This is a genomic window from Methylobacterium ajmalii, assembly GCF_036448855.1.
Lineage (GTDB): Bacteria > Pseudomonadota > Alphaproteobacteria > Rhizobiales > Beijerinckiaceae > Methylobacterium > Methylobacterium ajmalii.
On the sequence record NZ_JAZFXT010000058.1, the window covers coordinates 93304 to 118527 of the forward strand.

The 25224-nt window shown below is 71.3% G+C and carries 28 protein-coding genes, 1 tRNA gene and 1 riboswitch; of the genes, 15 read left to right on the forward strand and 14 right to left on the reverse strand.

Going from position 1 to position 25224, the window contains the following annotated elements; genetic code table 11:
* Positions 1-23: 23 nt before the first annotated feature.
* Both V3T34_RS24055 and V3T34_RS24060 read left to right on the forward strand, forming a co-directional pair.
* Positions 24-275, forward strand: coding sequence for a hypothetical protein (locus V3T34_RS24055; RefSeq protein WP_305078171.1), 252 nt, complete (start codon positions 24-26; stop codon positions 273-275).
* A gap of 581 nt (positions 276-856) precedes the next feature.
* The gene (locus V3T34_RS24060; RefSeq protein WP_305078170.1) at positions 857-1477 is read left to right on the forward strand and encodes a site-specific integrase; all 621 of its coding nucleotides are present in this window, start codon (positions 857-859) and stop codon (positions 1475-1477) included.
* A gap of 88 nt (positions 1478-1565) precedes the next feature.
* On the opposite strand, the gene V3T34_RS24065 is transcribed toward V3T34_RS24060, so the two are convergent.
* From V3T34_RS24065 to ruvX, 5 genes are all read right to left on the reverse strand, one after another.
* A tRNA-Gly gene (locus tag V3T34_RS24065) sits at positions 1566-1639 on the reverse strand.
* Between the two features lie 84 nt (positions 1640-1723).
* Complete coding sequence (locus V3T34_RS24070; RefSeq protein WP_060848496.1) at positions 1724-3202, reverse strand: M48 family metalloprotease; 1479 nt, start codon at positions 3200-3202, stop codon at positions 1724-1726.
* Between the two features lie 4 nt (positions 3203-3206).
* Positions 3207-4025, reverse strand: a complete 819-nt coding sequence (locus tag V3T34_RS24075) for a DNA-binding protein (protein WP_331369307.1) — start codon at positions 4023-4025, stop codon at positions 3207-3209.
* A gap of 1836 nt (positions 4026-5861) precedes the next feature.
* On the reverse strand, positions 5862-6137 hold the full coding sequence (locus tag V3T34_RS24080; RefSeq protein WP_305078194.1) for a hypothetical protein: 276 nt from the start codon (positions 6135-6137) through the stop codon (positions 5862-5864).
* 597 nt (positions 6138-6734) lie between these two features.
* Complete coding sequence (ruvX, locus tag V3T34_RS24085) at positions 6735-7232, reverse strand: Holliday junction resolvase RuvX (protein ID WP_305078167.1); 498 nt, start codon at positions 7230-7232, stop codon at positions 6735-6737.
* A 110-nt stretch (positions 7233-7342) separates the two neighbouring features.
* On the opposite strand from ruvX, the gene V3T34_RS24090 reads away from it, so the two are divergent.
* The 12 genes from V3T34_RS24090 (at position 7343) to V3T34_RS24145 (ending at position 16233) form a co-directional block, all read left to right on the forward strand.
* Entirely contained in the window at positions 7343-8044 is a 702-nt protein-coding gene (locus V3T34_RS24090) for a metal-dependent hydrolase (protein WP_305078166.1), read from the forward strand.
* 146 nt (positions 8045-8190) lie between these two features.
* Complete coding sequence (locus V3T34_RS24095) at positions 8191-8640, forward strand: hypothetical protein (protein WP_305078165.1); 450 nt, start codon at positions 8191-8193, stop codon at positions 8638-8640.
* A 101-nt stretch (positions 8641-8741) separates the two neighbouring features.
* A complete protein-coding gene (gene gatC / locus V3T34_RS24100; protein ID WP_048429481.1) occupies positions 8742-9029 on the forward strand; it encodes an Asp-tRNA(Asn)/Glu-tRNA(Gln) amidotransferase subunit GatC in 288 nt (95 codons plus the stop codon).
* A gap of 70 nt (positions 9030-9099) precedes the next feature.
* Complete coding sequence (gatA, locus tag V3T34_RS24105) at positions 9100-10593, forward strand: Asp-tRNA(Asn)/Glu-tRNA(Gln) amidotransferase subunit GatA (RefSeq protein WP_305078164.1); 1494 nt, start codon at positions 9100-9102, stop codon at positions 10591-10593.
* A gap of 41 nt (positions 10594-10634) precedes the next feature.
* On the forward strand, positions 10635-10898 hold the full coding sequence (locus V3T34_RS24110) for a hypothetical protein (protein WP_091753717.1): 264 nt from the start codon (positions 10635-10637) through the stop codon (positions 10896-10898).
* Positions 10899-10986: 88 nt separating this feature from the next.
* Positions 10987-12459, forward strand: a complete 1473-nt coding sequence (gene gatB / locus V3T34_RS24115) for an Asp-tRNA(Asn)/Glu-tRNA(Gln) amidotransferase subunit GatB (protein WP_305078163.1) — start codon at positions 10987-10989, stop codon at positions 12457-12459.
* A gap of 284 nt (positions 12460-12743) precedes the next feature.
* Positions 12744-13886, forward strand: coding sequence for an oxidoreductase (locus V3T34_RS24120; RefSeq protein WP_305078162.1), 1143 nt, complete (start codon positions 12744-12746; stop codon positions 13884-13886).
* A gap of 332 nt (positions 13887-14218) precedes the next feature.
* On the forward strand, positions 14219-14428 hold the full coding sequence (locus V3T34_RS24125) for a cold-shock protein (RefSeq protein WP_060848484.1): 210 nt from the start codon (positions 14219-14221) through the stop codon (positions 14426-14428).
* Between the two features lie 90 nt (positions 14429-14518).
* Positions 14519-14740, forward strand: coding sequence for a hypothetical protein (locus V3T34_RS24130; protein ID WP_305078161.1), 222 nt, complete (start codon positions 14519-14521; stop codon positions 14738-14740).
* 3 nt (positions 14741-14743) lie between these two features.
* On the forward strand, positions 14744-15127 hold the full coding sequence (locus V3T34_RS24135; RefSeq protein WP_197682141.1) for a DUF6481 family protein: 384 nt from the start codon (positions 14744-14746) through the stop codon (positions 15125-15127).
* A gap of 58 nt (positions 15128-15185) precedes the next feature.
* On the forward strand, positions 15186-15383 hold the full coding sequence (locus V3T34_RS24140; protein WP_305078160.1) for a hypothetical protein: 198 nt from the start codon (positions 15186-15188) through the stop codon (positions 15381-15383).
* Between the two features lie 163 nt (positions 15384-15546).
* Positions 15547-16233 (forward strand): DUF2490 domain-containing protein, encoded by a 687-nt coding sequence (locus V3T34_RS24145; RefSeq protein WP_305078159.1) that lies wholly within the window; start codon positions 15547-15549, stop codon positions 16231-16233.
* A gap of 16 nt (positions 16234-16249) precedes the next feature.
* Here V3T34_RS24145 and V3T34_RS24150 read toward each other — a convergent pair whose 3' ends face one another.
* The 7 genes from V3T34_RS24150 to V3T34_RS24180 form a co-directional block, all read right to left on the reverse strand.
* Entirely contained in the window at positions 16250-17383 is a 1134-nt protein-coding gene (locus V3T34_RS24150; RefSeq protein WP_280142904.1) for a DUF1624 domain-containing protein, read from the reverse strand.
* On the reverse strand, positions 17380-17649 hold the full coding sequence (locus V3T34_RS24155; RefSeq protein WP_060848479.1) for a hypothetical protein: 270 nt from the start codon (positions 17647-17649) through the stop codon (positions 17380-17382). Before V3T34_RS24155 ends, V3T34_RS24150 begins: the two co-directional genes overlap by 4 nt.
* Positions 17649-19844 (reverse strand): TonB-dependent siderophore receptor, encoded by a 2196-nt coding sequence (locus V3T34_RS24160; RefSeq protein ID WP_305078158.1) that lies wholly within the window; start codon positions 19842-19844, stop codon positions 17649-17651. The genes V3T34_RS24155 and V3T34_RS24160 overlap by 1 nt, the downstream gene beginning before the upstream one ends.
* A gap of 128 nt (positions 19845-19972) precedes the next feature.
* Positions 19973-20192, reverse strand: a riboswitch (cobalamin riboswitch).
* 99 nt (positions 20193-20291) lie between these two features.
* Positions 20292-21287 (reverse strand): TAXI family TRAP transporter solute-binding subunit, encoded by a 996-nt coding sequence (locus V3T34_RS24165; protein ID WP_305078157.1) that lies wholly within the window; start codon positions 21285-21287, stop codon positions 20292-20294.
* A gap of 228 nt (positions 21288-21515) precedes the next feature.
* Positions 21516-21752, reverse strand: coding sequence for a hypothetical protein (locus V3T34_RS24170; RefSeq protein ID WP_305078156.1), 237 nt, complete (start codon positions 21750-21752; stop codon positions 21516-21518).
* Positions 21753-21888: 136 nt separating this feature from the next.
* Positions 21889-22434 (reverse strand): sigma-70 family RNA polymerase sigma factor, encoded by a 546-nt coding sequence (locus V3T34_RS24175; protein WP_060849540.1) that lies wholly within the window; start codon positions 22432-22434, stop codon positions 21889-21891.
* A gap of 8 nt (positions 22435-22442) precedes the next feature.
* Positions 22443-22709 (reverse strand): NepR family anti-sigma factor, encoded by a 267-nt coding sequence (locus tag V3T34_RS24180; protein WP_305078155.1) that lies wholly within the window; start codon positions 22707-22709, stop codon positions 22443-22445.
* Between the two features lie 419 nt (positions 22710-23128).
* On the opposite strand from V3T34_RS24180, the gene V3T34_RS24185 reads away from it, so the two are divergent.
* The gene (locus tag V3T34_RS24185; protein WP_407942761.1) at positions 23129-23392 is read left to right on the forward strand and encodes a hypothetical protein; all 264 of its coding nucleotides are present in this window, start codon (positions 23129-23131) and stop codon (positions 23390-23392) included.
* Positions 23393-23451: 59 nt separating this feature from the next.
* Here the strand turns inward: V3T34_RS24185 and V3T34_RS24190 are convergent, their stop codons facing one another.
* Positions 23452-24687, reverse strand: a complete 1236-nt coding sequence (locus V3T34_RS24190) for a molybdopterin molybdotransferase MoeA (RefSeq protein ID WP_305078154.1) — start codon at positions 24685-24687, stop codon at positions 23452-23454.
* A complete protein-coding gene (gene moaC / locus V3T34_RS24195) occupies positions 24684-25181 on the reverse strand; it encodes a cyclic pyranopterin monophosphate synthase MoaC (RefSeq protein WP_091887119.1) in 498 nt (165 codons plus the stop codon). The genes V3T34_RS24190 and moaC overlap by 4 nt, the downstream gene beginning before the upstream one ends.
* Between the last annotated feature and the right edge of the window lie 43 nt (positions 25182-25224).

Here is a 25224-nt window from a genome sequence, read left to right on the forward strand (position 1 = left end):
GAAAGATGTGAGCGATCCTGACCATGCCGCGCCCATCCCCCCGCAACCAGGGCCTCTTTCCATGCGAGGCCGAGGTGGCCCGGCGCCTCAGCCAGAGCCCGACCGAGTGGGCGACGAAGGCGAAGATCCTGGAGCGCGACGGCCTACGGAAAGTCGATCCGTTGATGGGCGGCCGGCCGTGGCCTGCGGTTCAGGCCTACTTCCTGAGGCGCTACGGTCTCCCCACCGTCGAGCCAATGGCGCCCGACGGAGTGGAGAACCTCGATGCCTTCTGATTTTCCAACACCCGGTCTGAAACGCCGAACGCGGAAGGGCGGACCGGACGTGCCGGTTTGGGTGGCACGCGCCGACCTTGTGAAGCAGGGATACGAACCGAAAACGGTTCGCCTCCCCTACCGCCTCGACGAGCCAGACAACGGGGCCCTGCTCTCGGCGGCCTGCCTGCGGCTGCAGGCCGAGATGCTGGAGTGTTCGTCCGGGCACAAGCGCGACCCGGACCGATTCGACGGCACGCTGACCAGCCTCTCGCGCCGGTACCAGAGCGACGAGGCGAGCCCATTCAACACGAACACGAAGCACAACACCCGGCGGACGGATCTGAGCACGCTGCGGCTGATCGAAAAGGCCTTCGGGCAGCGGGTGCTCGCCCACCTGAAGAACGAGGACTTCCGCCGCTGGTACAACGAGGCGAAGGAGCCCGGCGGCCCGGAGCGGATCCGACGAGCCTGTGGCATCATCAAGAAGCTGCGCGAGCTGTTCGCCTACGGGATCATGGACGAGTTGCCCCGAATGCCAGCGCCTGCATACGGTACTGTCGCAGGCACGGTTCTCGCAGCCGGCCCGGCGGCGCATCGCGATGCAACTGGCGCACGTCGAGACGTTCGCCGTCAAGGCGCAGGAGATGGGGCGACTCGCGCTCGCGACCGCGATCCAGTTCGAGACGGCGTTGCGCCAGCGCGACGTAATCGGCGAGTGGATGCCGATTCCGGCCGGCGAGAAAGCGGCCGGCATCGTCATCAACGGCCGCCGTTGGCAGAACGGCTTGACCTCATCCGACCTCGCCGTGGACTTGGTGATTCGCAAGGCCACGACGAAGACGGGGGCGTTCGCCGCCCACGACCTCAAGCTTTGTCCGATCTTGCTGGAATTGCTGAAGCACGTTCCGGTTGACCGGCGCGTCGGCCCGCTGATCATCAACGAGGCAACGGGCAAGCCCTACGCCGAGTGGGCCTTCACCCGGGAGTGGCGCAAGGTCGCGCAGGCGGCAGGCATCCCCGCGGAGGTTCGCAACATGGACGCGCGAGCCGGCGCGATCACCGAGGGTGACGAGGCCGTTGCGGATCTCGATTCGCTGAAGACCGTGGCGGCCCACGCAACGATGTCGACCACGGCCCGCTACGTGCGGGGCGGACTCGGCAAGTCGCGCACTGTGGCAAACCTCCGGCTCAAGCACCGGGCGAGCCAGAACGGGGCCTGAACAGGCATGGGGAACGCGACGGGGAACGTGGGGAACGCGAGCCCAACGGTAGGGCAGTCTAAGGCCTTGCGTTGCAAGGTAGAAAAGCTGGAGCGGGTGAAGGGAATCGAACCCTCGTATTCAGCTTGGAAGGCTGCTGCTCTACCATTGAGCTACACCCGCGGCCGCCGTCCAGGTAGCACGGCGGATCCGGTTTGAGAAGCGCGGCGGGTGGGGAAATCCGGTGCCGGCCGCGCTCCGTTCCCCCTACTCCACGACCAGCTTGTAGGGCTGGCCGGCGCGCAGGGGAGCGCCCTTGTCGAGGCCGTTGAGGACCTGGAAGCGTTCGAGCGGGCGGTCGACCGCGGTCATGCGCTGGGCCAGGCTCTCGGCGGTGTCGCCGGGGGCGGCGGTGACGGTCTGGATGCGCAGGGGCTTGAGGCTGCGCGCCTCTTCGGGCGTCACCAGGGCGATGCTGGACAGCCAGCGGCCGAAGGCGGGCTCCGGGTCGGTGGTGCCCTTGGCGGCCATGATCATCCGGAAGGTGTTGGTGCCGACCCGGACCGCCGCGAGGCGGAAGAACCACTCCTTGCCCTTCGAGATTGCGGTGACGGCCGGGAAGCCGTTCACGATCCGGTTCTCGACGCTGCCGGTCTCGATCGCGTCGTTCCAGGTCGCCTTCAGGACCTCCTCGAGGCCCTGGCCGGCATGCGTCTCGACCGCGTCGAACAGCAGGCGGCGGGCACCGTCCGGCGTGGTGCCGAGCACGGCGCGGGCGGTGTTGTCGAGCCCGAACCCGTCCGGCGCCTCGAAGGCGACGCCGAGGCGGGGATGGATGAAGCGGCGGCCGCGGATCAGCCCGTCGGCCGGGTTGTCGCCGTAGGCGATGCCGTCGATCGCCGCGAGGTAGCGGTTGCGGTCGTCGGTGCCGAGGCCCGGCGCGCCGATGCGCCGCGCCGCCTGGGTCACCTGGGTGATGCGCTCGGGCGTGCTCGGATGGGTCGCCAGCATGTCGGGCTCGGCGTTGAGCCCGCCGCCGGCGCGGAGCGCCGTCGTGCGGTTGAGCGCGGTGAGGAAGCGGGCGGCGCCGAACGGGTCGTAGCCGGCGCGGGCGAGGGTGCGCACGCCGGTCTGGTCGGCCTCGAATTCCTGGCTGCGCGAGAAGCGTGCCAGCACGAACCGGGACTGGTCCTGCAGCAGGGCGCCGGTCGCGGGGTCGTTGAGCACGTCGGCCACGACCTTGCTGACGAGCTCGGAGCGCAACGCCATCTCGGTCCGTGCGCTGGCATGCCGCAGGGTCACGTGGGCGATCTCGTGCGCCAGCACCGCGGCAAGCTCTGAGGTGTCGTCGGCGAGCGCCAGGAGCCCGCGGGTGACGTAGAGCCGTCCCGTCGGCAGCGCGAAGGCGTTCACCACCGGCGAATCGAGCAGCGTCACCGCGTAGGTCTCGTCGGGGCGCTCGGTCGCCTTCACCAGGCGGTCGGTGACGTCGCCGACGAAGCGCAAAGCCGCCGGCGCCCTGTACTCGCCGCCGAACGAGGCGACGAGCTTGGCGTGGTCGGCGTCGTTGGCCGGCCGGTCGCGCCCGGTGGTGCGCGGCGCCTCCGGCGGCACGACGGCCGCCACCGGCGGCAGCGCCCCGGTCTGGTCGGCGGTGCAGGCAGCCACGAGCAGGGCGAGCGCGGTCGCAGGCCCTGCGACCGCGGCCTGGCCGGCCGGGTTGGTTCGCGTGAAAAGCCACCCCATGGCGTCAGCGCCGCGGCGCCTGCTCCTCGTCCAGCATCTCGATCATCTCGGCCGCGCCGACATCCAGGGTCGGCCCGCGCCAGAGCTCGACGATGCCGCGAGCCCGCACGCGCCGCCCCCGAAGCGCAGCAGCAGAGAAACCACGTTCGAGCATGTTCCGCCAAGTGCGTTTCGACACCGTGACGGTCGCACCCTCGGTCCCGAAAGGGGCGAAGTTGAGGTAGGTGCGCCGCTCGCGCTCGCCGACGTTGCGGACGCGGCCCTCCACGACCACGAATCGGCCTACGAGACCGGCGAGCCGCGCCCCCTCTTCCGCCGGCACCGGCGGCGCCCCGGCCCACAGGCCGCGGCCGGCGCGCCGGGCCGTCTCCTCGATCGCCAGCAGCCCCGGGCGGCACAGGCTGTCGCCCTCCCCGGCATCGACCTGGACGAGGCCAGCCGCGACGAGCCCGCCGGCGAGATCGACCGGGGCATCGTCCGGAGGAGCGTTCTCGGGGATGTCCTGCGTCGTGGCGTCGAGGGTGATTCGGCCCCAGCGGTCGGCCTCCGGCGCCTCGCGGGTGGCGAGCGAGCGCCCCGCGAGGCGCATCAGCCAGGCCCGCGCCGCGTCGGCCGCCGCCGGGTCGTCGGGCCAGCGCAGCCCGTCGAGGCGCGCCCGCCGGCCGGAGGCGAGGACGAGTTCGCCCCGGGCGGCGGCCGATTCGAGCCGGTCCTGCCCGGACATCCGCCCCCGGCAAGCCGGCGGCTCGCGCCCGCGCGGGGCCGCCGCCTGGGCGGCGCCGGCGACCAGCACGAGGAGACAGACCGCGATCCCTCCCCGCATGAGTCGACCCCCGCTCCCGATGGATGCCCGCCCGGCGGCGCGCGCGGCGAGGTTGGCGGAAGCCGGCCGGGATGGTAAGAGGCTCGCCGTGGGTCTCCGTAGCTCAGCTGGACAGAGCACAGGTTTCCTAGGTTCAAATTGGGCGTCGCGCCGGGAAACCGCGCGACGGATCCGCTCAAAGTCGGGGAAAGCGTCGAGCCGCCTTGGCCTCACGCCGATCCCGAGCCAAGCCCGGACCGCCAGGCCGGGAAGGTGTAGAGACTAGACGGGCGGCACCTAAGGGCGTGCGGGCGGACCTGCAGGCTTACGGTGAAGGGATAGTCCAGACCACGAACGCCTCGCGGCGGCGGCGAAAGCCGAAGTGGTATGAAACCTGGGGTCGCAGGTTCGAGCCCTGCCGGGGACGCCACACCTTGCCAAGCCTTCGAGCTGGCTGAAACTTTGCTGAAATCAGTGCCTTGCGGGCTTCCGGTCGTACAATCGGCTGGTGCAGACGGGCCATGGGGTTGTTGAAATCCCTCCTGCGGGACAGGCACGGCACCTGCTAGTTCCGGCGGGTCATCCCGGTCGAGCTGTAGCCCTCCATGCCCGCTCCGTGAACCGGGAAGGCAAGGCCCCAGACCAAGGACCCGGCCTACCGTGAGGCGAGCCCACGCCCGCCCCTCCCCCGCTGTGTGGTGGGCTTCGAGGACGCCGAGAGGACGAGGCGCGAAGGTCCGCCGCCGGTCTTGCCGCGAGAAGCCGCCCTTTCCCGGTCGCAGAGATCGAGGCAGGCTTTCTCTTGGAACTCCTCCGCTACCGGGCGGGGCTACCAGGCGGGCCTCGTGGGGACTGAAGCCTCCCTCCGGCCGGCCCTCGACATCGAGCGGGAGGCCCAGGCGGCGGGGGCGTGGTCGAAGTGGTTCACCCGCTTCCTGCGCGAGACGGTCGGCATGATGGGCACGACGAAGGTCTTCCGCCTCGTCGGGCGCACCTTCCCGCGAATGGCCCGGGATGCCGGCAGCATGAGGAGATGCACGATGCCCGCACTGGGCTCGCCGGAGGCGGTGGCGTCGGGCGGGGCTACGGGAGAGGCTTCAGGCCCAAGGCGCTGTGGCGGCCAAGATGGCGAAGGGCGGACCGGATGGCCGGCTCTCCGCCACTCCGAGAATTCTCAGCGCTCAGTTGCGATAGCCACCGGAGGTCATACCGCGGCGCTTCTGGCCCCTCGGCCGGGACGGATGCTTGCCGTTGCCCATGCGAACGGGTGTCACGAGCGAGTTGCCGTCGACAGTCGCGCTCGCCCCGACGCTTGTCGTGCTCGACGCGGGCAGCGGAGCCGCCGAGGCAGGAAGCGACACCAGGAGTGCACCCAGGGCACCAGCGCAGACGGTAGCAGTCAGGGCGGGGAAGGACTTCAACACAGATTGCCTCACAGGCTTGTGATGGTTCGGCTGACCAACACGGGCCCTGCGTGAGTGTTCCGAACGAAAGTGGGCCTACGCATCTCGGCCGTTTTCCGTCGTGCCTTGAGAACCATCACCCCTTTCCGCCCTGCACCACACGCAACTTCATCAACCCGGGAGGCAAATCCGGCGGCCTCCCGGGCCGCGCCAGGTCCACGAAATGCGCCTTGCACTTCGGCACGTACGAGCTCTTCGCGCTTGCCCTCGGCACGTCCCACCAGGGGCAATCCATCGCGATCCGGTCCAGTACCGGGATCTGCGGGCCGAACTTCGCGGCCAGCCTTGCCAGCCTGTAGCTGCCCTGTGCCGGTCGGGACACTGCGGGCACCCTACCCGCACCACCACGAACGGGTAGGCGGCGAGGTTGCCCGGCCGGGCCGGTGGCGGATCGTCAAAGCGCATCGCCGGTGTCGTCCAGGCGCCCACGGACGAAGCCCCGGGAGATGAGCCGGCTGCGCTCCCGGGTCCGGCGCTCGGCCTCCAGGAGGTCCGCCAAGGCGTCCGTGATGGCGCACCGGAGGGCAAGCGCGAGGTCGCCCGAAGTCTGCGAGAGGTAGGCCGCAGCGATGGCCTCGACGGGGCATGAGGCGCCGGTGGGAGCTGAGGACGGGTCTCCGGCGGGCCCGGTGTGTCTCGCCAGCACCGTGTTGCCCTCCGGCCGAATCATCGAGAACGAAGAGGGAACACGCCACGAGCCGACTGATTCGGTCAAGTGCCTGGGGGAGGCTCCTTGGCGCACCTGGCAGAACCCGCTCTGGCTCACGTCAAGTCATTGAAATTACAGGAGTAGAAATGGTTTAGATAGACACTCTCCACGGCAAACGACAGTGACGTGAATCCGCGACGCTTATCTCTCCCACCCGCGACCTCATCCTGAGGTGTCAGCCGATCGTCGATCGCCCGCACCTCAGGATGAGGTGGTGTATGGGAAAGCCTTGACGCAGAAAGGCTTCACGCCCCTGTCGGGTACCGTGGGCGCTCTCATAAGCAGAATTCCAACCGAGCGCAGCTCGCTGCCGAGTCGCCACATTTTTCCGGTCAGCTTCGCATCCGGGGTCGATCCGAGGTCCGGCCTCGCCGGTTCTCGGACGCTTCGCGACGACGGCGTGCCGGTGCGCCCGGTCTGCCTCGATCGGCTTCTTCCCGGATCTCCTGACGCGGCGATCGTCCGGGACAAGGGCGTGTCTCGAGGACCCCGCGCAGTCCGTCGGCGATCGCGAGCCGACGCCGTGAGTGGCCGGCGGACGGCGCCGGCCGAAGCGCGTCAGAGGAAATCCTCCTCCGCCTCCCCCTCGTCCCCCAGCCCGTCCAGCACGTCCAGGCATCCCTGCAGGATGTAGGCGGCCGCCAGCTTGTCGACGAGCGCGCCGCGGCGCGCCCGGGAGGCGTCGGCCTCCAGCAGGGTGCGGGTGACGGCGGCGGTCGACAGGCGCTCGTCCCAGAAGAGCACCGGCAGGGGGAGGATCGGCTTCAGGTTGCGCACGAAGGCGCGGGTCGATTGCACCCGGGGCCCCTCGCTGCCGTCCATGTTGAGGGGCAGGCCGATCACCAGCCCGCCGACGGCGTGCTTCGTGGCGATGGCCGCGAGCGCGGCGGCGTCGGGGGTGAACTTGACCCGCTTGATCGTCTCCAGCGGCGAGGCGATGCGGCGCTGCACGTCCGAGAGGGCGAGCCCGATGGTCTTGGTGCCGAGGTCGAGCCCGAGCAGGCGGGCGCCGCCGCGGGATTCGGCCGCGAAGGCTTCGATCGTCTCCCGGTTCACGGGCGGCCTCCGCGCCTTAGGTAGGGGGTGCCGGCCTCGCCCCGACGCAGCGCCCGGGCGGCCGGCCGCCGATTTCCTCTCCGAAAACATCTTTGCCCGGAGCTCGTCCGATGCGCATCACTTGGTTCGGCCATTCCGCCTTCCGCCTCGATTTCGGGTCCGCCCACGTGTTGATCGATCCGTTCTTCACCGGCAACCCGGCCTTCGAGGGCGACCGCAAGGCGGCGACCGAGGGGGCGACCCACATCCTGGTCACCCACGGCCACGGCGACCATGTCGGCGACACGGTCGAGATCGCCGCCGAGACCGGCGCCAAGGTCGTCACGAACTACGACCTGTGCATGTGGCTCGGCTCGAAGGGGGTCAAGCAGCTCGAGCCGATGAACACCGGCGGCACCGTCGATGTCGGCGGCTTCCGGGTCAGCCTGGTGCGGGCCGACCACTCGGCCGGCATGAGCGAGGCCGGGGTCACGGTGCCGCTCGGGCTGCCCAACGGCGTGATCGTGCGGGCCGAGGGCGAGCCCACCGTCTACCATATGGGCGACACCGACATCTTCGGCGACATGGCGCTGATCCAGGAGATCTACCGCCCCGACGTGCTGATGGTCCCGGTCGGCGACCGCTTCACCATGGGGGCCGACACCGCCGCGCTCGCGGTCACGCGCTTCTTCAAGCCGAAGGCGGTGTTCCCCTGCCATTACGGCTCGTTCCCGATCGTCGACCAGAGCGCCGACCGCTTCGTCGCCGCCCTCGACGGCAGCGGCGTGCAGGTGATCGTGCCCCACAAGGGCACCGCCGTCACGGTGCAGTGAGGCGCGTCCGCGGCCGCCCTCCCCCGGGGGCGGCCGCGCCCGGCCGGAGCGTCGCCGTTAAGGTTAACCAAAGGTTGACGTGGCGGGGCGGGACCGAGTGAGATTAACAAACCGTTAATCCGCCGTGTCCCCGCTCCGAGGTCGTCTTGGCCGCCACCATCCTCCCCTTCGCGCCGTCCTCCGGTACCCGTCCGACGCAGGAGGCCGTTCCGCCGGCGCGGGGCGCGATGACCCTCGACCTCGACGGGGCGGTGAGCCCGCTGCGGGGCCCACTGCCGGCGGCGAGCGGGCGCTTCGCCCGCGCCGCGGCCGCCCCGGCCCGCCGGGTGCCCGCCGAGGCGATCCTCGCCATCGGCCGGCGCCTGCGGCAGGTCGCGAGCCCCTCGGCGGCTCCGCAGGCCGCGACCCCGGTCGTGGCCGCCCGCTCCGGCATGCCGCGCAAGCACAAGCTGATGCTGCTCACCGCCGCCGCGATCCTCTATACCGGCAGCATGGAGGCGCGCCGGCACTTCAAGCCGCGGGCGGTGCTGATCGAGGTGCCCTCGACCCGGGCGCACGCCATCGCGGCCATGCCCGTGCGGATGCCCGCCGCCTGAGGCGAAGGCCCGCCCGTTGCGGCAGCGCGAAACGCGGTGCTATAGCGCCGGGCGACCGGGACCCGTGCCCGGGTAGTGGATTTCCCCCGAACGGAGTGCCCATGTCGGTCGACGCCAAGACGGTCCGGCGCATCGCGCACCTGGCGCGGATCGCGGTCACCGACGAGGAGGTGGCCCCGCTCCAGGACGAGCTCAACGCCATCCTGTCCTTCGTCGAGCAGCTCGACGCGGTCGACGTGTCGGGCGTCGAGCCGATGACCTCGGTGACCCCGATGGCGATGAAGAGCCGCGAGGACGTGATCACCGATGGCGGCCACGCCCGCGAGATCGTCTTCAACGCGCCTCTGACCGAGGACAACTACTTCGTGGTGCCGAAGGTCGTCGAGTAGCCCCCGGGCGTCTCCGCGAGATTCAGGCATCCAGGCGGCCCGTGCGGGCCCGCGACAGGACGAAACGATCGTGACCACCAAGCCGGCAGAGCTGACCGACCTCACCCTGGCGCAGGCCCGCGACGGCCTGCGGGCGAAGGAGTTCTCCGCCCGCGAGCTGGCGCAGGTCCATATCGACGCGATCGAGAAGGCGCGCGTGCTGAACGCCTACCTGCTCGAGACGCCCGACCGGGCGCTCGCCATGGCCGACGTCGCCGACCAGAAGCTCGCCGCCGGCGAGGCCCGGCCGCTCGAGGGCCTGCCGCTCGGCATCAAGGACCTCTTCTGCACCCACGGGGTCGTCACCACGGCGGGCTCGAAGATCCTCGAGGGCTTCCAGCCGCACTACGAATCCACCGTCACCCACAACCTGTGGCGCGACGGCGCGGTGATGCTCGGCAAGCTCAACCTCGACGAGTTCGCCATGGGCTCGTCGAACGAGACCAGCGCCTACGGCCCGGTGATCTCGCCCTGGCGGCGCAAGGATTCCGACACCAAGCTGGTGCCCGGCGGCTCGTCGGGCGGCTCGGCCGCGGCCGTCGCGGCCCGCCTGTGCCTGGGCGCCACCGCGACGGACACCGGCGGGTCGATCCGCCAGCCGGCGGCCTTCACCGGGACTGTGGGCATCAAGCCGACCTACGGCCGCTGCTCGCGCTGGGGCACCGTCGCCTTCGCGTCGTCCCTCGACCAGGCCGGGCCGATCGCCCGCACGGTGCGCGACACCGCGATCCTGCTGACCTCGATGTCCGGCCACGACGACAAGGACACCACGTCGGTGAACCTGCCGGTGCCCGACTTCGAGGCGGCGGTGAACCGCGGCGTCAAGGGCCTGACCATCGGCATCCCGAAGGAGTACCGGGTCGAGGGCATGCCGGCCGAGATCGAGCGGCTGTGGCAGCAGGGCGCCGACTGGCTGCGCGACGCCGGCGCCAAGGTGGTCGAGGTCTCGCTGCCGCACACGAAATACGCTCTGCCGGCCTACTACATCGTCGCCCCGGCCGAGGCCTCCTCGAACCTCGCCCGCTACGACGGCGTGCGCTACGGCCTGCGGGTTCCGGGCAAGGACATCGCCGGGATGTACGAGGCAACCCGCGCCGCGGGCTTCGGCCGCGAGGTCAAGCGCCGGATCATGATCGGCACCTACGTGCTCTCGGCCGGCTACTACGACGCCTACTACGTCCGGGCGCAGAAGATCCGCTCGCTGATCAAGCGCGACTTCGAACAGGTCTACGCCTCGGGCGTCGACGCGATCCTCACCCCCACTACCCCGTCGTCGGCCTTCGGCTTCGGCGAGAAGGCCAAGGCCGACCCGGTCGAGATGTACCTCCTCGACGTGTTCACCGTGACGGTGAACATGGCGGGTCTCCCGGGCCTCGCGGTGCCGGCCGGCCTCGATTCGCAGGGCCTGCCGCTCGGCCTCCAGCTGATCGGCCGTCCCTTCGACGAGGAGACGCTGTTCGCGGCGGGCCAGGTGATCGAGGAGGCGGCGGGCCGCATCGCCCTGCCGCAGGCGTGGTGGGCGTGAACCACCCCACCGTTCCCTACTACCCGCCCGCCGTCTGGATCATGGCGGCGTTCGATCCGGTGCTGATCGGGCTCGCGCTCTATCTCGGCTGGAAGGCGGACCAGTTCGGCAAGGTCGTCCTCGTCGCGATGATCGCGCTGGTCGCCTCCGTACTGGTGTCGTGGGTGCTGACCGGGATCGGCGTGCCGTGGCCGGCGCCGATCGGACGCGAGCTGCCGACCTTCTTTCCGGTCCGCACCGGCGCGGCGCTGATCTACGCGATCATCGGCTACTCCGCCCGTAGGGTGATCGCGCCGCGCGCTTGACGCTCGCGCGCCGCCCTTCCTACTAGGCGCAAACGCACCCCTCTCCCGGACGCGAGAGGGCGAACCGCCCGAGAGACAGAAGACCGCCATGACCGCTCCCGTGAACCCCAAGAAGCTGATCAAGGGCGCGCTGGGCGACTGGGAGGTGGTGATCGGCATGGAGATCCATGCCCAGGTCACCAGCCGCTCCAAGCTGTTTTCCGGCGCGCCGACCGCCTTCGGGGCCGAGCCGAACGACAACGTCTCGCTGGTCGACGCCGCGATGCCCGGCATGCTGCCGGTGATCAACCGCGAATGCGTCGCGCAGGCCGTGCGCACGGGCTTGGGCCTCAAGGCGCAGATCAACCACCGCTCGGTGTTCGACCGGAAGAACTACTTCTACCCGGACCTGCCCCAGGGCTACCAGATCAGCCAGTACAAGAGCCCGATCGTCGGCGAGGGCGAGGTCCTGGTCGACCTCCCCGACGGCGAGAGCATCACGGTCGGGATCGAGCGCCTGCACCTCGAGCAGGATGCCGGCAAGTCCCTGCACGACCAGTCCCCGACGATGAGCTTTGTCGACCTCAACCGGTCGGGCGTGGCGCTGATGGAGATCGTCTCGAAGCCGGACCTGCGCTCCTCGGAGGAGGCCAAGGCCTACGTGACGAAGCTGCGCACCATCCTGCGCTACCTCGGCACCTGCGACGGCGACATGGAGAAGGGGAACCTGCGCGCCGACGTGAACGTCTCGGTGCGCAAGGTCGGCGAGCCCTTCGGCACCCGCTGCGAGATCAAGAACGTCAACTCGATCCGCTTCATCGGCCAGGCGATCGAGGTCGAGGCGCGGCGCCAGATCGCCATCATCGAGGATGGCGGCACGATCGACCAGGAGACCCGCCTGTTCGACCCGAACAAGGGCGAGACCCGCTCGATGCGCTCGAAGGAAGAGGCGCACGACTACCGCTACTTCCCCGATCCGGACCTGCTGCCGCTCGAACTCGACCAGGCCTTCGTCGACGGGCTCGCCAGCGGCCTGCCGGAGCTTCCCGACGCCAAGAAGGCCCGCTTCATCGAAGCCTACGGCCTCTCGGCCTACGACGCGACGGTGCTGGTGGCCGAGCGCGCCTCGGCCGATTACTTCGAGGCGGTGGCCAAGGGCCGCGACGGCAAGATCGCGGCGAACTGGGTCATCAACGAGCTGTTCGGCCGCCTGAACAAGGAAGGCAAGTCGATCGAGGACAGCCCGGTCTCGGCCGACCAGCTCGGCGCGATCGTCGACCTCATCGGCGACAACACCATCTCGGGCAAGATCGCCAAGGATGTGTTCGAGATCGTCTGGAGCGAGGGCGGCGAGCCGCGCCAGATCGTCGAGAGCCGGGGCCTGCGTCAGGTCACCGATACCGGCGCGATCGAGGCGGCGATCGACCAGATCATCGCGGCCAACCCTGAAAAGGTCGAGCAGGCCAAGGCCAAGCCCACCCTGCTCGGCTGGTTCGTCGGCCAGACCATGAAGGCCACCGGCGGCAAGGCCAACCCGGCGGCGGTGAACGCGCTGCTGAAGGCGAAGCTCGGGATCGAGTAGCGCGAGCTCGACGGCGCCCGCCCGAACCCTTGCCCGCAGAGGCAGGGCATTCCGGGGCAGAACGTTGGCGCGGGTTTCCCCCTCTCCGCGGGCGGGGAGAGGGGGAAACCCGCGCCTCATCTTTTCCCGGACAGCCATGCGCAGAGGGGGAAGTTCGGGGCGTCGCGCTCCCTCCCGCGGCGGATCGCCCCCGGCGCCGACACTCCCTTGCCGGCCCCCGCCCCGGCTCCATACCCTCGCGAGCGGCCTCCCGGCGGGACGGTTCGCACCTCCCGCGAGGCCGCATGCCCGACCTGTTCAGCCCCTTCACCCTGAAGGACGTCACGCTCCGCAACCGGATCGCGATGTCGCCGATGACCATGCATCGCTCGGTCGACGGGGCGGTGGGCGACTACCACGTCATGCTCTACGGCTCGCGGGCGGCCGGCGGGTTCGGCCTCGTCTTTCCCGAGCAGATCGCCATCACGCCGGAGGGGCGCACCACCAGCGCCTGCGCGGGCCTCTGGGATGACCGGCACGTCGAGGGCCTGGCCCGCGTCACCCGCATCATCAAGGAGATGGGCGGCGTGCCGGCGATCCAGCTCGGCCATACCGGGCGGAAGGGCAGCGAGCAGAAGCCCTGGGAGGGCAAGCTGCAATTGCCGCCCGACCACCCGGACGGCTGGCAGCTCAAGGCCCCCTCCCCGATCTCGTATGGCGGCCGCTACACCTACCCGGTCGAGGCTTTGAGCGTCGCGGAGATCGCCGGCATCCACCGGGCCTATGCGGACGCCGCGCGCCGGGCGGTCGCGGCCGGGTTCGAGTGGCTGGAGATGCACTTCGCCCACGGCTATCTCGGCGCCAGCTTCTTCTCGCCGCTCGCCAACCAGCGCGACGACCGCTACGGCGGCTCGTTCGACAACCGGCTGCGCTTCCACCTCGAGGCGCTCGACGCCGTCCGGGCGGTCTGGCCCGAGCGCCTGCCGCTGACCATGCGGCTCGGGTCTGACGACCTCCACCCCGACGGCGTGCAGTTCGACGAGGCGGTGGCGGCGGTCGGCCGGATGACGGCGCACGGCCTCGACCTCGCCGACCTGTCGATCGGCTTCAACACAAACGCGATGACCGACCCGCCCTTCGCCCGCATGGCGTTCATGGTCGAGCGCGGCGCGCGGGTGCGGCGCGAGATCGGGATCCCGGTCGGCGTGAGCTGGAATCTCGGCCTGCCGGCGGTGGCCGACCGAGTGATCCGCGACGAACTGATCGACCTCGTCTTCCTCGGCCGCCCGGCCCTGTCGAACCCGCACTGGCCGGTCTGGGCGGCGCGGGAGCTCGCGCATCCCGACCCCTTCGCCCTGGTGCCGGAGGATTGGGGCTGGTGGCTGCGCAACTTCCGCGCCCACGAGGCCTGCATCGGCTGGCCTGCCCCGGGTGCCGGGAGCGCCTGACCGGCCGGGAGCGGCCCCCCGCACGAGACGCGGAATCGTCAGCGTCGGCAGCGCCTTGAGCGAGAAAAACCCGGCTGTTTCCCAGCGGTTTTTTGCAGATTTTCCGGTCACGCTGCCGATGACGACAAATATTTTCGCGGATGCCTTGCTATCTCGATTTCTATAAATTACAAATGACGGATCGATTGTTGGCCTGATTACCGAGCCTCTCCGCCGCCTCGTGCCGGCGCAAGCTCTGCCACTCGCTCCAAATCCGTCGATTGAATCGAGCCTTGGCGCTGCGGACCCGCGCGCCGAGCTCCGCCATATGCTTGCAGATCATGGATACGACAATGACGACCGGCACCGTGAAGTGGTTCAACGTCCAAAAGGGTTTCGGCTTCATCCAACCGGATGACGGCGGCAAGGACGTGTTCGTGCACATCTCCGCCGTCGAGCGGTCGGGCATGCAGTCCCTCAACGAGGGCCAGAAGATCTCCTACGAGATGGAGACCGACCGTCGCAGCGGCAAGCAGTCCGCCGGCAACCTGCGCGCCGCGTAAGGTTTTCTTGCGATCGGGATGCGGGTGGTTTCAGCCGCATCTCCCCACCCGCACGCGATGCGGGCCAGACCTCCAACAGATTGTTCCTGAGTGAATTTCACGTTCAGTTCCGAGACCCGTCCCGACCAGGCGCGCGTCGAGCCCGCCACGTTCCAGGTGCAGCAGATCTGGCAGCATGCCGGCGGCAAGCCGCGCGACGTCAGCCACCTGATCGACCGGACCTACCGCTATCACTCGGTGCGGGAGCTGCATTGGCACCTCGCCGACCGGTTCGCGCGCCCGGTCCGTTCCCTCGCCATCAGCCGGGTCTGAGCGATGGGCAAGTTCAAGGAAGCGCCCCTGGGTGATCGCCTCGGCACCGCCGCGGCCGCCCGCCAGGCGATGCTCGGCCGGTTCCAGGCCCGCAGCACCGCCGACGATCCGGCACTGATCGCCCGTCGCGCGGAGCGCCAGGCCGTCGCCGAGGCCCGCGCCGCCCGCCAGGCCGAGCGCGACGCCGAGCGCGCGGTCCAGGAGGCCGAGCGGCTCGTCCGCGAAACCCAGGCCCGCGCCGAGGAGACCCGCCAGCGCGAGGTCGCCGCGGCGGACGAGATCCGGCTCGCCGCCGAGGCCGCCGTCGCGGCCGAGCAGCGGGAAATCGACCAGAAGGCCGCCCGCGACGCCCGCTACGCCGCCCGCAAGGCGCGCAAGCGGGGCTGAGTCCCGGGACCCGGGGGGGCTGCCCCGGCCCCACGTCAACCAGGAAGGGACCGGCCCGATGCCGTACAAGTTCAAGCTCCACCAGCAGGTGCGGATGGTCCGCTCAGTGATCTCCGACGCGCTGGCCAGCGACATCGACGTGTTCGAGGTCGTGCGGCTGATGCCGGAGGACCGCAGCGGCGAGGCCGCCTACCGCATCCGGTCGATGAAGGGCGAGCGCGCCGTGCGCGAGAGCGAGATCGTCGCCCTGCACTGAGGATCCGTCCCACCGGCCCACGCCTGTGGCCGCCGCGTCACAGCGGCGGCAAGAGGCGGGAGGGCGGCAATAAACGGCCGCCGTCGCTCGTCCATCCTGTCGGGGAGGTTCCAGCCGCTCGGTTCCGTGCGGCGGTCGGGCTCCCGATGGGAGAGCCCGCTCCGTGACCCGATTTCCCCGTTTCCTGCTCCCCGCCATCTGGCTCGCCGCCTGCCCCCTGCCGGCGGCGGCACAGGTCGAGCAGGACGGGCAGTTCTGGATCAACGCCACGGCCTTCGGCAGCATCGGGTCGTTCGCGGTTTTCGCCGAGGTGCAGCCGCGCTTCGGCGACGGCCCCTCGCGGCTCGACCAGCTCATCGTGCGCCCGGCCGTCGGCTGGGCGATCAACGACGCGCTCACCCTCTACCAGGGCTATGCCCGGGTCGAGACCACGCCGCTGACCGGGCGGTCCTTCTCGGAGGATCGCAGCTTCCAGCAGATCGGCTGGGAAATCGGGACGATCGAGCGGATGAAGCTCTCCTCCCGCACGCGGTTCGAGCAGAGATTCCAGACCAACGGCCGCGACACCGGGTTTCGCCTGCGCCAGATGCTGCGCGCCGCCGTGCCCCTGACCGGCGAGACGCGGGGCGTCGCCGCCGTCGCCTGGACCGAGGTCTTCGCCGCGCTCAACGACACCGACTGGGGCGCGCGGGCCGGCTTCGACCGCGTCCGCACCTTCGTCGGGCTGGAAATCCCGCTTCAGGGGCGGTCGACCCTGGAATTCGGCTACATGAACCAGACCGCCCGGGCCCCGGCCGGGCGCGTCGCGATGGACCACATCGTGTCGCTGAACCTCTTCCTGCGCCAGTGATACCGTCCCGGCGAACCTACAGGTAGCTCAGGACCGGGTGGCGCCCGCGCCGCTTCACCCCCACCATCCAGCGGCAGGCGCCGTAGAGCGGCAGGGCGAGGAGCGCCGCGATCGGCCAGAGCTGCCACGGCGCGTCCGCCGAGACCCGGCCCTCCGCCCCGAAGCCGAGGGCGAGGAGGAGGTCGTGCAGCCCGCGCAGCAGCCACAGATGCGCGAGGTAGAAGAACAGCGGTGCGCCGCCGAACACCGTGAGCCAGGCGAGCCGCCGGGCCGGCAGCGCCTCGAGCAGGGCGAGCAGCACCAGCCCGAGGCCGAGGGTCGCGAGCAGGAAGTCGGCCGAGGGCGGGTACTTGGTGAGGTTCAGGAACGACAGGGCGCTCGCCCCGAGATCCGCCCCGGCCCGCCACGGCGTCGGGTCGCCGTAGCCGTTCAGGCCACGCAGCGCCACGAACGACGCCAGGGCGGCGGCCCCGAGGGCCAGGAGCCGGCGGCGGCGAGCCCCCGCCTCCAGGGCGTACCACGGGCCGAGCGCGTAGCCCGCCGCCGCCACGCCGATCCAGGGCAGGACCGGATAGGAGGTCCGGGCCACGCCCCAGGGCAGCGGGATGAAGCCGCGCTGGTGCAGGATCGACCACGCGACGTAGCCCGGATGGTCGGGCGCCAGCACGATCCCGTCGAGGAGGTTGTGCCCGAGCATGACGACGAGCGCGACCGCGACGAGCGCCGGCCGGGGCAGCCGGATCAGGCCGGCGAGCGCGATCATGCTGAGACCGATCGCCCAGATCACCTGCAGGTAGAGGACCGGCGGCAGCAGGCTGCGGGTCCAGGCGAGGTTCACGAGGGTGAGCTCGAGCGCGATCAGGAACAGGCCGCGGGTGAGGAGGAAGCGCGAGGCCGCCCCCGGCCCGTGGCGGCCGGCATAGAGGCTGGCCGAGAGCCCGGTGAGGAGCAGGAAGACCGGCGCGCACAGATGCGCGGTGAGCCGCGTCGCCGCGAGGCCGGGCGACGTGACCGCGAGGTCCATCGGATCGCGAACCTGGGCGTGCAGGAAGAAGAACTCGCGGACGTGGTCGACCAGCATCAGCAGCATGACGAGGCCGCGCAGCGCGTCGATCGCGGCGATGCGCGGCGGGCGGGGACCGGCGGTCACGAGGCGGCCTCGTCCGCGAGCCGTGACAGGAGCCGGCGCACGTCCGGCGGCGTCCAGACCCGGCCGCCGCGGGGCTTGGGGATGCCGCGCCGGGTCAGGCAGGCGGCGATGCCCTCGGGCGTTGCCCCGGCCTCCGCCGTGATGGCGGCGAGCACCGGCGCGAGGCGCTGGCGGTAGCCCCGGGCGCGGGTGGCGGCCGCGTCCCGGCCGGCATCGCCCCTGCGCGCGGGCGCGCCCGCATCGCCTCGACGGGCGGGGGCGGCCATCAGAACCGCACCGACAGAGTGCCGGTGAAGCGGCGCGGCGTGCCCGGAAACACCCGGAAGACGTTGAGCGAGCTCGCGTAGTAGGTGGTGTCGAAGACGTTCTCGACGTTCAGTCCGAACCGGAAGTTCTCCCACTTGTAATAGGCCAGCGCGTCGACCGCGATGTAGCCCGGGAGCCTGAAGGCACCACCATTCGCGTCGCCGGCCCGTTCGCCGACCGCCCGCGCGCCGCCGCCGATGCCGAACCCCTTCCAGGAGCCCTCCTGGGCCTCGTAGACGGCGAGCAGGCTGCCCGAATGGCGCGGCACGTTGATGAGGGGCGCACCGACCGGCAGCACGTTGTCCTTGGTGACCACCGCGTCGGCGAAGACGTAGCCGGCCAGGACCTTGACCGAGGGCGAGAGCTGGCCGGCCGCCGTGAACTCGAAGCCCTGGCTGCGCACCGCGCCGGCGGCGATCGAGAACCCGCTGTTGTTGGGATCGGCGGTGAGCACGTTCTGGCGCTCGACCCGGAAGGCGGCGCCCGTCAGGCTCAAGGCGCCGCCGTAGAGGTCGAGCTTGGTTCCGACCTCGTAGCCGAGGCCGGTCTCCGGCGCGAACGGGCCGTTGAACGACGAGGCCGCGGCGTCCGGCCCGATATTCGGCCGGAAGCTCGTGCCGACATTGGCGTAGAGCGACAGTTCCGGCAGCGGCTGGTAGACGAGGCCGGCCCGGGGCGTGGCGGCGAAGTAGGTCTGGTCGCTGCGGACGCCGGTGCTGCGCTCGCGGAATGCCTGCTCGAAGAAGTCGAACCGCACGCCCACCATCGCCTTCCACTCGGGCGACAGCGCGATCTGGTCCTGGGCGTAGAGCGCGGTGTTCATCACCTGCTCGAAGCCGTTGGTCTGGCGCGTGTAGTTCGGAAGCGGCTGGCCGTAGGCCGGGGCGTAGATGTCGAGCGAATACGGGTTCTGGCGGGTGTTGGAGCGGATCTGCTGGTAGGTGCCGTCGGTGCTCTCGCGCTCGAAGCCGAGCAGCACGGTGTGGCCGATCCCGGCGGTGTCGAAGCGCCCGACCAGCTCGGCTTGGCCGAGCGCGATGTCGGCGCGGTAGTTGCGGTAGTTGCGGTCGCGCAGGACGGTGCGGTTGTCGGCGGCGATGCCCCGCACCTCGACCGCCTCGCCGGTGAGCGAGTTGGAGTTGAGGTAGGTGGCAAGCCGCATCTGCCAGTCGGCGTCGAAGCGGTGGTCGACCCGGATCTGCATCGAGTCGTTGGTCTGGTAGATGCTCTGGCCCGGCTCGCCGAGGAAGCGCGAGATCGGCAGGAACCCGAGCCGGTTGTTGATCGCGATGACGCCGCGGTCGAACACCGTGCGGTTGCGCAGGAACTCGGTCTCGACCGTCACCTTGGTGTCGGGCGTGACCTGCCAGCTCACGACGGGAGCGACGAAGAGCCGGTCGCCGTCGACGAAATCGCGGAAGCTGTTCTGGCGCCCGGCCGCGAGGTTGAAGCGGTAGAGGAGCGTGCCGTCCTCGTTCAGCGCGCCGCCGGAATCCACCGTGCCGCGGACCTCCTCGAACGAGCCCCACAGCCCGCCCATCTCGACGAAGCGCTCGGCGGTCGGCTGCTTGGTGATGAGGTTGACGAGGCCGCCAGGGTCGCTGCGCCCGAACAGGCCGCCGCCGGGGCCCTTCAGCACCTCGATCCGCTCGACGTTCTGGGTGTCGGGCGGCGGCGGGAAGCCGCGGTTGAGCGGAAAACCGTTCTTGTACAGTTCCGAGGTGGTCACGCCCCGGATGGCGTAGCTGAAGATGGTCAGCCCGCCGAAATTGTTCTGCAGGGCGACGCCCGGCGTGTAGGTGAGGACGCGGTCGACCCGGGTGGCGGCGAGATCGGTGATGACCTCGCGGGGCGCCACCGTGACGACCTGCGGCACGTCGCGCTGGGGCGTGTCGGTCTTGGTGCTGCTCACCGCGCGGTCGGCCCGGAAGCCCGGGGTCGGGCCGATGAGGCCGATCGTGCCGGACGCGGCGGTCAGCCGCGCCTGCGGACCGCCCGCCGGGGCGCTGCCCTCCACCACGACCTCGTCGAGGGCGATGCTCTCCTGGGCGCGGGCCGCGGGTGCGGCGAGGCCGACGGCGACGGCGCCCGCCAGGACGGCGCCGCGGCGGCGGCGGGAGGGCGCAGGATGGCGAAGCGGCGGACGGGTTCTCACGAAGCACACTCGATGTTGCCGCGCGGGGCGGACGGACGAGCGGCAGGCGGCATCCCGCGTTCCTGAACGCGGCAGCCGGACCCGAGCGCTCCCCCGGGCCGCACCGCCCGCAGGACGTGACCGCGCCGACGTGGCGCGCGCCGAAGGCAGGTCTCCTGGCTCGCGGATCGTCGCTCCCGCCTGGCCTTCCCGGTGCGGCGCACCAGTGACCGTCGGCGGCGGGATCTCTCCGCTCACAGTTGCGGGGGCAGCCCCGGTCTTGCCCGAACGGTCTTGCCGACCGAGCGCACCGGGTTCCCTCTTAGCCCCGGGCGCGACGCCCGGGGAACCTTGGCTGCCGCGAAGGTGCCACGGTCACCGCGATGCAGCAATAGACCAGAAACGCATTGTAATAACGTTGCGTACCCTGTGTCCACAGGAACACACCGGATCTCGGGCTGTCAGGGCTCAGGGCGTGCCGGCCTGCCGCAGGTACGAGGCCGTGGCGGGGTGAAGCCAGCCGGCCGGGACGGCATCGGCGAGGTCGCGGGGATCGCTCGGACGCTCGTGCGGCTGACGCCGCGCCAAGGCCGGCCGCGCCGCGTCGATCGCCGCCACGAGACGGGCGACCGCCCCCGGGTCGAGCCCGGGCCGGCCGAGGATGAAGCTCCACGACCCCACCGTGTCGATCGCCCCTGTCTGACCCGGAAAGGTGCCGGCCGGCACGGTCATGCGGCGCAGGGACGGGCTCGCGGCGAGGATCGCGGGAATCGCCGCCGTCGGGGGACCGAGGAACCGAGCCCCGCCCGGTGCCGCGGCCGCGGCGCGAAAGCCCGGCCAGCCGGTGCCGCCGCCCCACAGGGCCGCCGCGCGCCCGTCGCGCAGCATCGCCGGGCCGTCGCCGGCATGGTCGAGGAGGATCGGACGGATATCGTGGTCGGGGTCGAGGCCTGCGCCGCGCAGGACCGTGCGGCCCATGGCGGTGAGGCCGGAGCTGCGGGTGCCGAGCGCCACCGGCCGACCGCGCAGGTCGTCGAAGGCCGCGACCGGCCCGTCCGCCGGGACCACGAACAGGCCCGGCGCCGAATAGACCGGAGCGACCACGGTGACGGCCGGCGCGGTGCCCTGCCCCGCCAGGGCCTCGTACGCGTACTCGCCCTGGACGAGGCCGAGATCGACGCGGCCCCCGCGCAGGAGGTCGAGGTTCTCGGTCGAGCCCTTGCTCGCCCGCAACTCCAGGGTGATGTCCGGGCTCGCCTCCCGGATCGCCGCTGCCAGTGCCTCGCCGTAGGCCGGGAATCCGCCGCCGGGCGTGGCGGTGGCGAGAACGAGATGGAGGGGTTCCTTCGGCGCCTCCTGCCCCCCCTCCCCGGCGCGGGCGGGCGAAAGGGCGAGGCCGATCAGGGCCAGGATCGCGAGGAGGCGGCAGCGCGACGGAGCACTCGGCGGATGACTCGGCCTCAAGCAGATCTCGCCGAAGCGGTGACCGGTCCGGCGCCTAAAATCTGCGACCAAACAAGAACCTGAACGGGCGAAGCGTTGGCCTGCCAACGCAAGTCTGCTCAGGCCGTCATGGCGATGCTCGTTCATCCGCGACCTCGTCCCACGCTCCGAAGATCGAAGTCGTCGACGTGTCTTAGATCTCCCGCGCCCGGCGACCAACCGATTCGGCACCCGGCGCGACGGCTGTCCTCAGGCGCTGAGCCGGCGCGTCGCGAACGGGTCGGCGGCCACGAGATGGCGGGCCATCGCTTCCTGCTCGGCATCCAGGATCGCCTGGGCGATGCGGCTCACGAGGTCGCAGCTCGCGGCATCGAGCGCGGCATCGTCGCCGGCCCGCGCCGCCACGGCGAGCGCGGAGCCTTCCTGCAGCACGATCGAGCGGGCGGTGCGGATCGCGTCCGCGACGGCTTCGTAGGGGCGGGGCATCGGCCAACTCCACGGGGTGGACGGCAGCGCCGCACGGCTGCCGTCGGGTCATCGAAACCCCGAGGTGCAGGAAAGTGTTCCGGGGTGCGGCAGGCCGGGACGCCGCACCCCGCAAGGCCTTCGGATCCGAACGGGATCACGGATGCCCCATCGCCGCCAGCGTCCGGCCGTCGCTGCCGATGTCGTCCGGGCCGGTCATGCCGAGCAGCTCGATGAGCCGCCCGCGCGCCCGGCTGACCCGGCTCTTGATCGTGCCGACGGCGACGCCGCAGATCTCGGCCGCCTCCTCGTAGGTGAAGTTCTGGGCCCCCACCAGCACCAGCGCCTCGCGCTGGCTCGCCGGCAGGGTGCTCAGCGCCGCCTGGAAGGCCGACAGCTCGACCCGCGCCTCCTGGTCCGGCAAGGCCGTGAGGCGGCCCGCCATCACCCCGTCGGCATCCTCGACCTCGCGCCGGCGCTTGCGCTGCTCGGAGTAGAACAGGTTGCGCAGGATCGTGAACAGCCAGGCATAGAGGTTGGTGCCGGGGGTGAAGCTGTCGGCCTTGGTCCAGGCGCGCACCAGGGTGTCCTGGACGAGGTCGTCGCTGCGGTCGAGGTCGCGGGTCAGCGAGAACGCGAAGGCGCGCAGGGCGGGAATCGCGCCGAGCAGCAGCGCCCGCATCTCGGGATCGACCTGTGTCATCGCGGACGTCATCGCGCATCCTCCTGCCCGGCGGGGTCGGCGGCGGGCGCGTCCGGCGGGGCCGCGTGTCCCGCGGTGGCGGCCTCGAGCCCGGCGAGCAGGGCGGCGAACCGATCCGGCACGGGTGCGCTGAGGAGGTCGGCGTAGTGGGCCCGCAGCGCCCGCCCGAGCCGGCGCTGCGTCTCGGTGTCGAGCTCGCCCCGTCCCTCCGGGCGGCCACGGGATCGCGGCTCCGGTCCGGCCGGAGCGTCGGTGTCGGTCTCGTCGTCGCGCATCGCCGCATCGCCTCGCGGCCGCCGATGGCCGGGCCGCGGCGGACGGGCTTGTCCACCGAGGCCCGGCGCGCCGGTCGGGGCCGCCTCTCGCTTCGTTGGCGCCGCAATAAAGCCGTGGATTTTAATGCGATCTGAAAACGGTATTCAGCCAATCTTAATCAAGGCTTGGCTGTATAGCGCCGGATCGTCTGTCCCGCGCGACAAGCTCGACCGGAAGCTCTGCTGGGCGACATCCCGCCTCGACGATGGAACGACAGCGGCGGCGTCGGGCCGAGCGAACCGGGCGGCACGGCGTCCGCCGGGCGCGTTGCAGATCCGCACCGGGGAGCGACGCCGCACGAGGGTGTGACCTGACAGAGCTTGCCGGGCGGCCCGAGGCATCTACCCTAGGGGCCATGACCTCAATCGGGAATGACACCTTGACCCCGACGTCGCTTCGTTTGCCCGCCGCCGCGGCCCTCCTCACGCTCCTGGCCGTCACCCCGGCCCTCGCCCAACGGGACGACCAGGGCCTGCAGATGAACTGCGCCGGGGACTACTTCAAACTCTGCGCCGGCGCCGACCCGGACAGTCCCGAGGTCGAGCGCTGCTTTGCCCGCAACCGTGCCAAGCTCTCGGCCCAGTGCCGCGCCGCGATCACCGCCTACGACCGCAAGACCGGCAGCAAGGGCGACGAGCAATAAGGAGATCGGAGCTGCGGGGGACCGCACGGTCCCCCGCCTGCCGGAAACGGAACCGTCCGCTACAGCGGCCGGTCGAGCCGCAGGATGCGGCAGAGCTCGCCCGCCCGGGCCGCCGGCGCGTGGGGCGCACGGATCAGAAGAGCCTCGGAGCGCGCGAGCACCGAGAGCATCGAGGAATCCTGGCGCTCGGCCGGGTGGACCACCGGCAGCCGGTCCGGCGCGGTGTCCAGCGCCGCGCGCATGTAGTCCTGGCGGCCGTCATTGGCCGGCAGGTCGCGCCCGAGGAGGGCCGGCTCGCTGCGGTCGGTCCCCGCCTCGGGGTCGCCGAGGAGCGCCCGGATCAGCGGGTGGACGAAGAGCAGTCCGCACACCACCGACGAGACCGGGTTGCCGGGAAGCCCCAGCACCGCCATCGCGCCGAGGCGCCCGTGCATCAGCGGCTTGCCGGGGCGAAGCGCGATGCGCCAGAAGCCGAGATCGAGCCCCTGGCGGGTGAGCGCCGACTGGACGAGGTCGTGGTCGCCGACCGAGGCGCCGCCCAGCGTCACCAGCAGGTCGGCCTTCTCGTCGCGGGCGCGGCCGATCGCGGCCTCGAGGGCGGCGAAACTGTCGCCGGCAATGCCGAGATCGATCGCCTCGGCGCCGGCGGATTCGGCCATCGCGGCGAGCGCCAGCCCGTTCGAGGCGACGATCTGGTCCCATTCCGCCGGCTCGCCCGGCCGCACCAGCTCGTCGCCCGTGGCGAGCACCGCGACCCGGGGGCGGCGGCGCACGCGCAGGTTCGGATGGCCGCCGGCGGCGGCGAGCGCGACGCGCCAGCCGTCGAGGCGTTCGCCGGCGGCCAGCAGCCGGTCGCCCTCGCGAAAGTCGAGCCCGCTGCCGCGGATGTGGCGCCCCGGCGGGTTGCCGGCCCGGACCAGCACGGCGTCGCCCTGCGCCTCCGTGTCTTCCTGGATCACCACCGTGTCGGCGCCGGCCGGCAGAGGCGCGCCGGTGAAGATGCGGATCGCCTCGCCCTCCCCCACCGGACCGCGGGCGCCGTGGCCGGCGGCGCTGGTGGCGGTCACCCGCAGGCGCACCGGCGCCTCGGGCGAGGCGCCCGCCACGTCGGCGGCGCGCACGGCGTAGCCGTCCATGGCGGAGGTCGAGAACGGCGGCTGGGTGCGCAGCGCCCGGACGTCCTCGGCGAGGGTGCGGCCGGCGGCCCGGGTGATTGGAACGGTCTCGGCCTCGACCGGACGGGCGCCCGCGAGGATGCGCGCCAGGGCTTCGGCGACGGGAAGGAGCGCGCTCATTCGCCGGCCTCACGGCCGGAGGCGGCCTCCCAGACGCCGGACCTGCCGCCGCTCTTGTGCAGGAGGCGCACGCCCTCGACCCGCATGCCCCGGTCGGCGGCCTTCACCATGTCGTAGACCGTGAGGCAGGCGACCGACACGGCGGTCAGCGCCTCCATCTCGACCCCGGTCGGCCCCTGCACCCGCACCTCCGCGGTGATGCGGATGCCCGGCAGGCTCTCGTCGGGCTCGCACTCGACCCGGACCTTCGTCAGCAGCAACGGGTGGCAGAGCGGGATCAGCTCGTGGGTGCGCTTGGCCGCCATGATGCCGGCGAGCCGGGCGGTGCCGAGCACGTCGCCCTTCTTGGCATCGCCCTCGCGGATCAGCCGCAGGGTCTCGGGGTTCATCACTACCAGGCCCTCGGCACGGGCGGCGCGGTCGGTCGCCGGCTTGTCGGTGACATCGACCATGTTGGCGGCGCCGGCGGCGTCGAGATGGGTCAGGGTCGGCATGGCCTGGCTCCGCGAGAACGTGTCCGCGCTTAGCACGGCCGAA

What these genes read in the sequence shown, in the direction of transcription:
- V3T34_RS24070 (WP_060848496.1), bottom strand. Translation starts at nt 3,202, where the DNA reads ATGGGGTGGCTTTTCACGCGAACCAACCCGGCCGGCCAGGCCGCGGTC.
- moaC (WP_091887119.1), bottom strand. Translation starts at nt 25,181, where the DNA reads ATGCCGACCCTGACCCATCTCGACGCCGCCGGCGCCGCCAACATGGTC.
- V3T34_RS24090 (WP_305078166.1), top strand. Translation starts at nt 7,343, where the DNA reads ATGCGCATCACTTGGTTCGGCCATTCCGCCTTCCGCCTCGATTTCGGG.
- V3T34_RS24110 (WP_091753717.1), top strand. Translation starts at nt 10,635, where the DNA reads ATGGCGGCGTTCGATCCGGTGCTGATCGGGCTCGCGCTCTATCTCGGC.
- V3T34_RS24060 (WP_305078170.1), top strand. Translation starts at nt 857, where the DNA reads ATGCAACTGGCGCACGTCGAGACGTTCGCCGTCAAGGCGCAGGAGATG.
- V3T34_RS24075 (WP_331369307.1), bottom strand. Translation starts at nt 4,025, where the DNA reads ATGCGGGGAGGGATCGCGGTCTGTCTCCTCGTGCTGGTCGCCGGCGCC.
- gatC (WP_048429481.1), top strand. Translation starts at nt 8,742, where the DNA reads ATGTCGGTCGACGCCAAGACGGTCCGGCGCATCGCGCACCTGGCGCGG.
- V3T34_RS24155 (WP_060848479.1), bottom strand. Translation starts at nt 17,649, where the DNA reads ATGGCCGCCCCCGCCCGTCGAGGCGATGCGGGCGCGCCCGCGCGCAGG.
- V3T34_RS24175 (WP_060849540.1), bottom strand. Translation starts at nt 22,434, where the DNA reads ATGACACAGGTCGATCCCGAGATGCGGGCGCTGCTGCTCGGCGCGATT.
- V3T34_RS24125 (WP_060848484.1), top strand. Translation starts at nt 14,219, where the DNA reads ATGACGACCGGCACCGTGAAGTGGTTCAACGTCCAAAAGGGTTTCGGC.
- V3T34_RS24080 (WP_305078194.1), bottom strand. Translation starts at nt 6,137, where the DNA reads ATGATTCGGCCGGAGGGCAACACGGTGCTGGCGAGACACACCGGGCCC.
- V3T34_RS24120 (WP_305078162.1), top strand. Translation starts at nt 12,744, where the DNA reads ATGCCCGACCTGTTCAGCCCCTTCACCCTGAAGGACGTCACGCTCCGC.
- V3T34_RS24190 (WP_305078154.1), bottom strand. Translation starts at nt 24,687, where the DNA reads ATGAGCGCGCTCCTTCCCGTCGCCGAAGCCCTGGCGCGCATCCTCGCG.
- V3T34_RS24170 (WP_305078156.1), bottom strand. Translation starts at nt 21,752, where the DNA reads ATGCCCCGCCCCTACGAAGCCGTCGCGGACGCGATCCGCACCGCCCGC.
- V3T34_RS24135 (WP_197682141.1), top strand. Translation starts at nt 14,744, where the DNA reads ATGGGCAAGTTCAAGGAAGCGCCCCTGGGTGATCGCCTCGGCACCGCC.
- gatB (WP_305078163.1), top strand. Translation starts at nt 10,987, where the DNA reads ATGACCGCTCCCGTGAACCCCAAGAAGCTGATCAAGGGCGCGCTGGGC.
- V3T34_RS24055 (WP_305078171.1), top strand. Translation starts at nt 24, where the DNA reads ATGCCGCGCCCATCCCCCCGCAACCAGGGCCTCTTTCCATGCGAGGCC.
- V3T34_RS24180 (WP_305078155.1), bottom strand. Translation starts at nt 22,709, where the DNA reads ATGCGCGACGACGAGACCGACACCGACGCTCCGGCCGGACCGGAGCCG.
- V3T34_RS24140 (WP_305078160.1), top strand. Translation starts at nt 15,186, where the DNA reads ATGCCGTACAAGTTCAAGCTCCACCAGCAGGTGCGGATGGTCCGCTCA.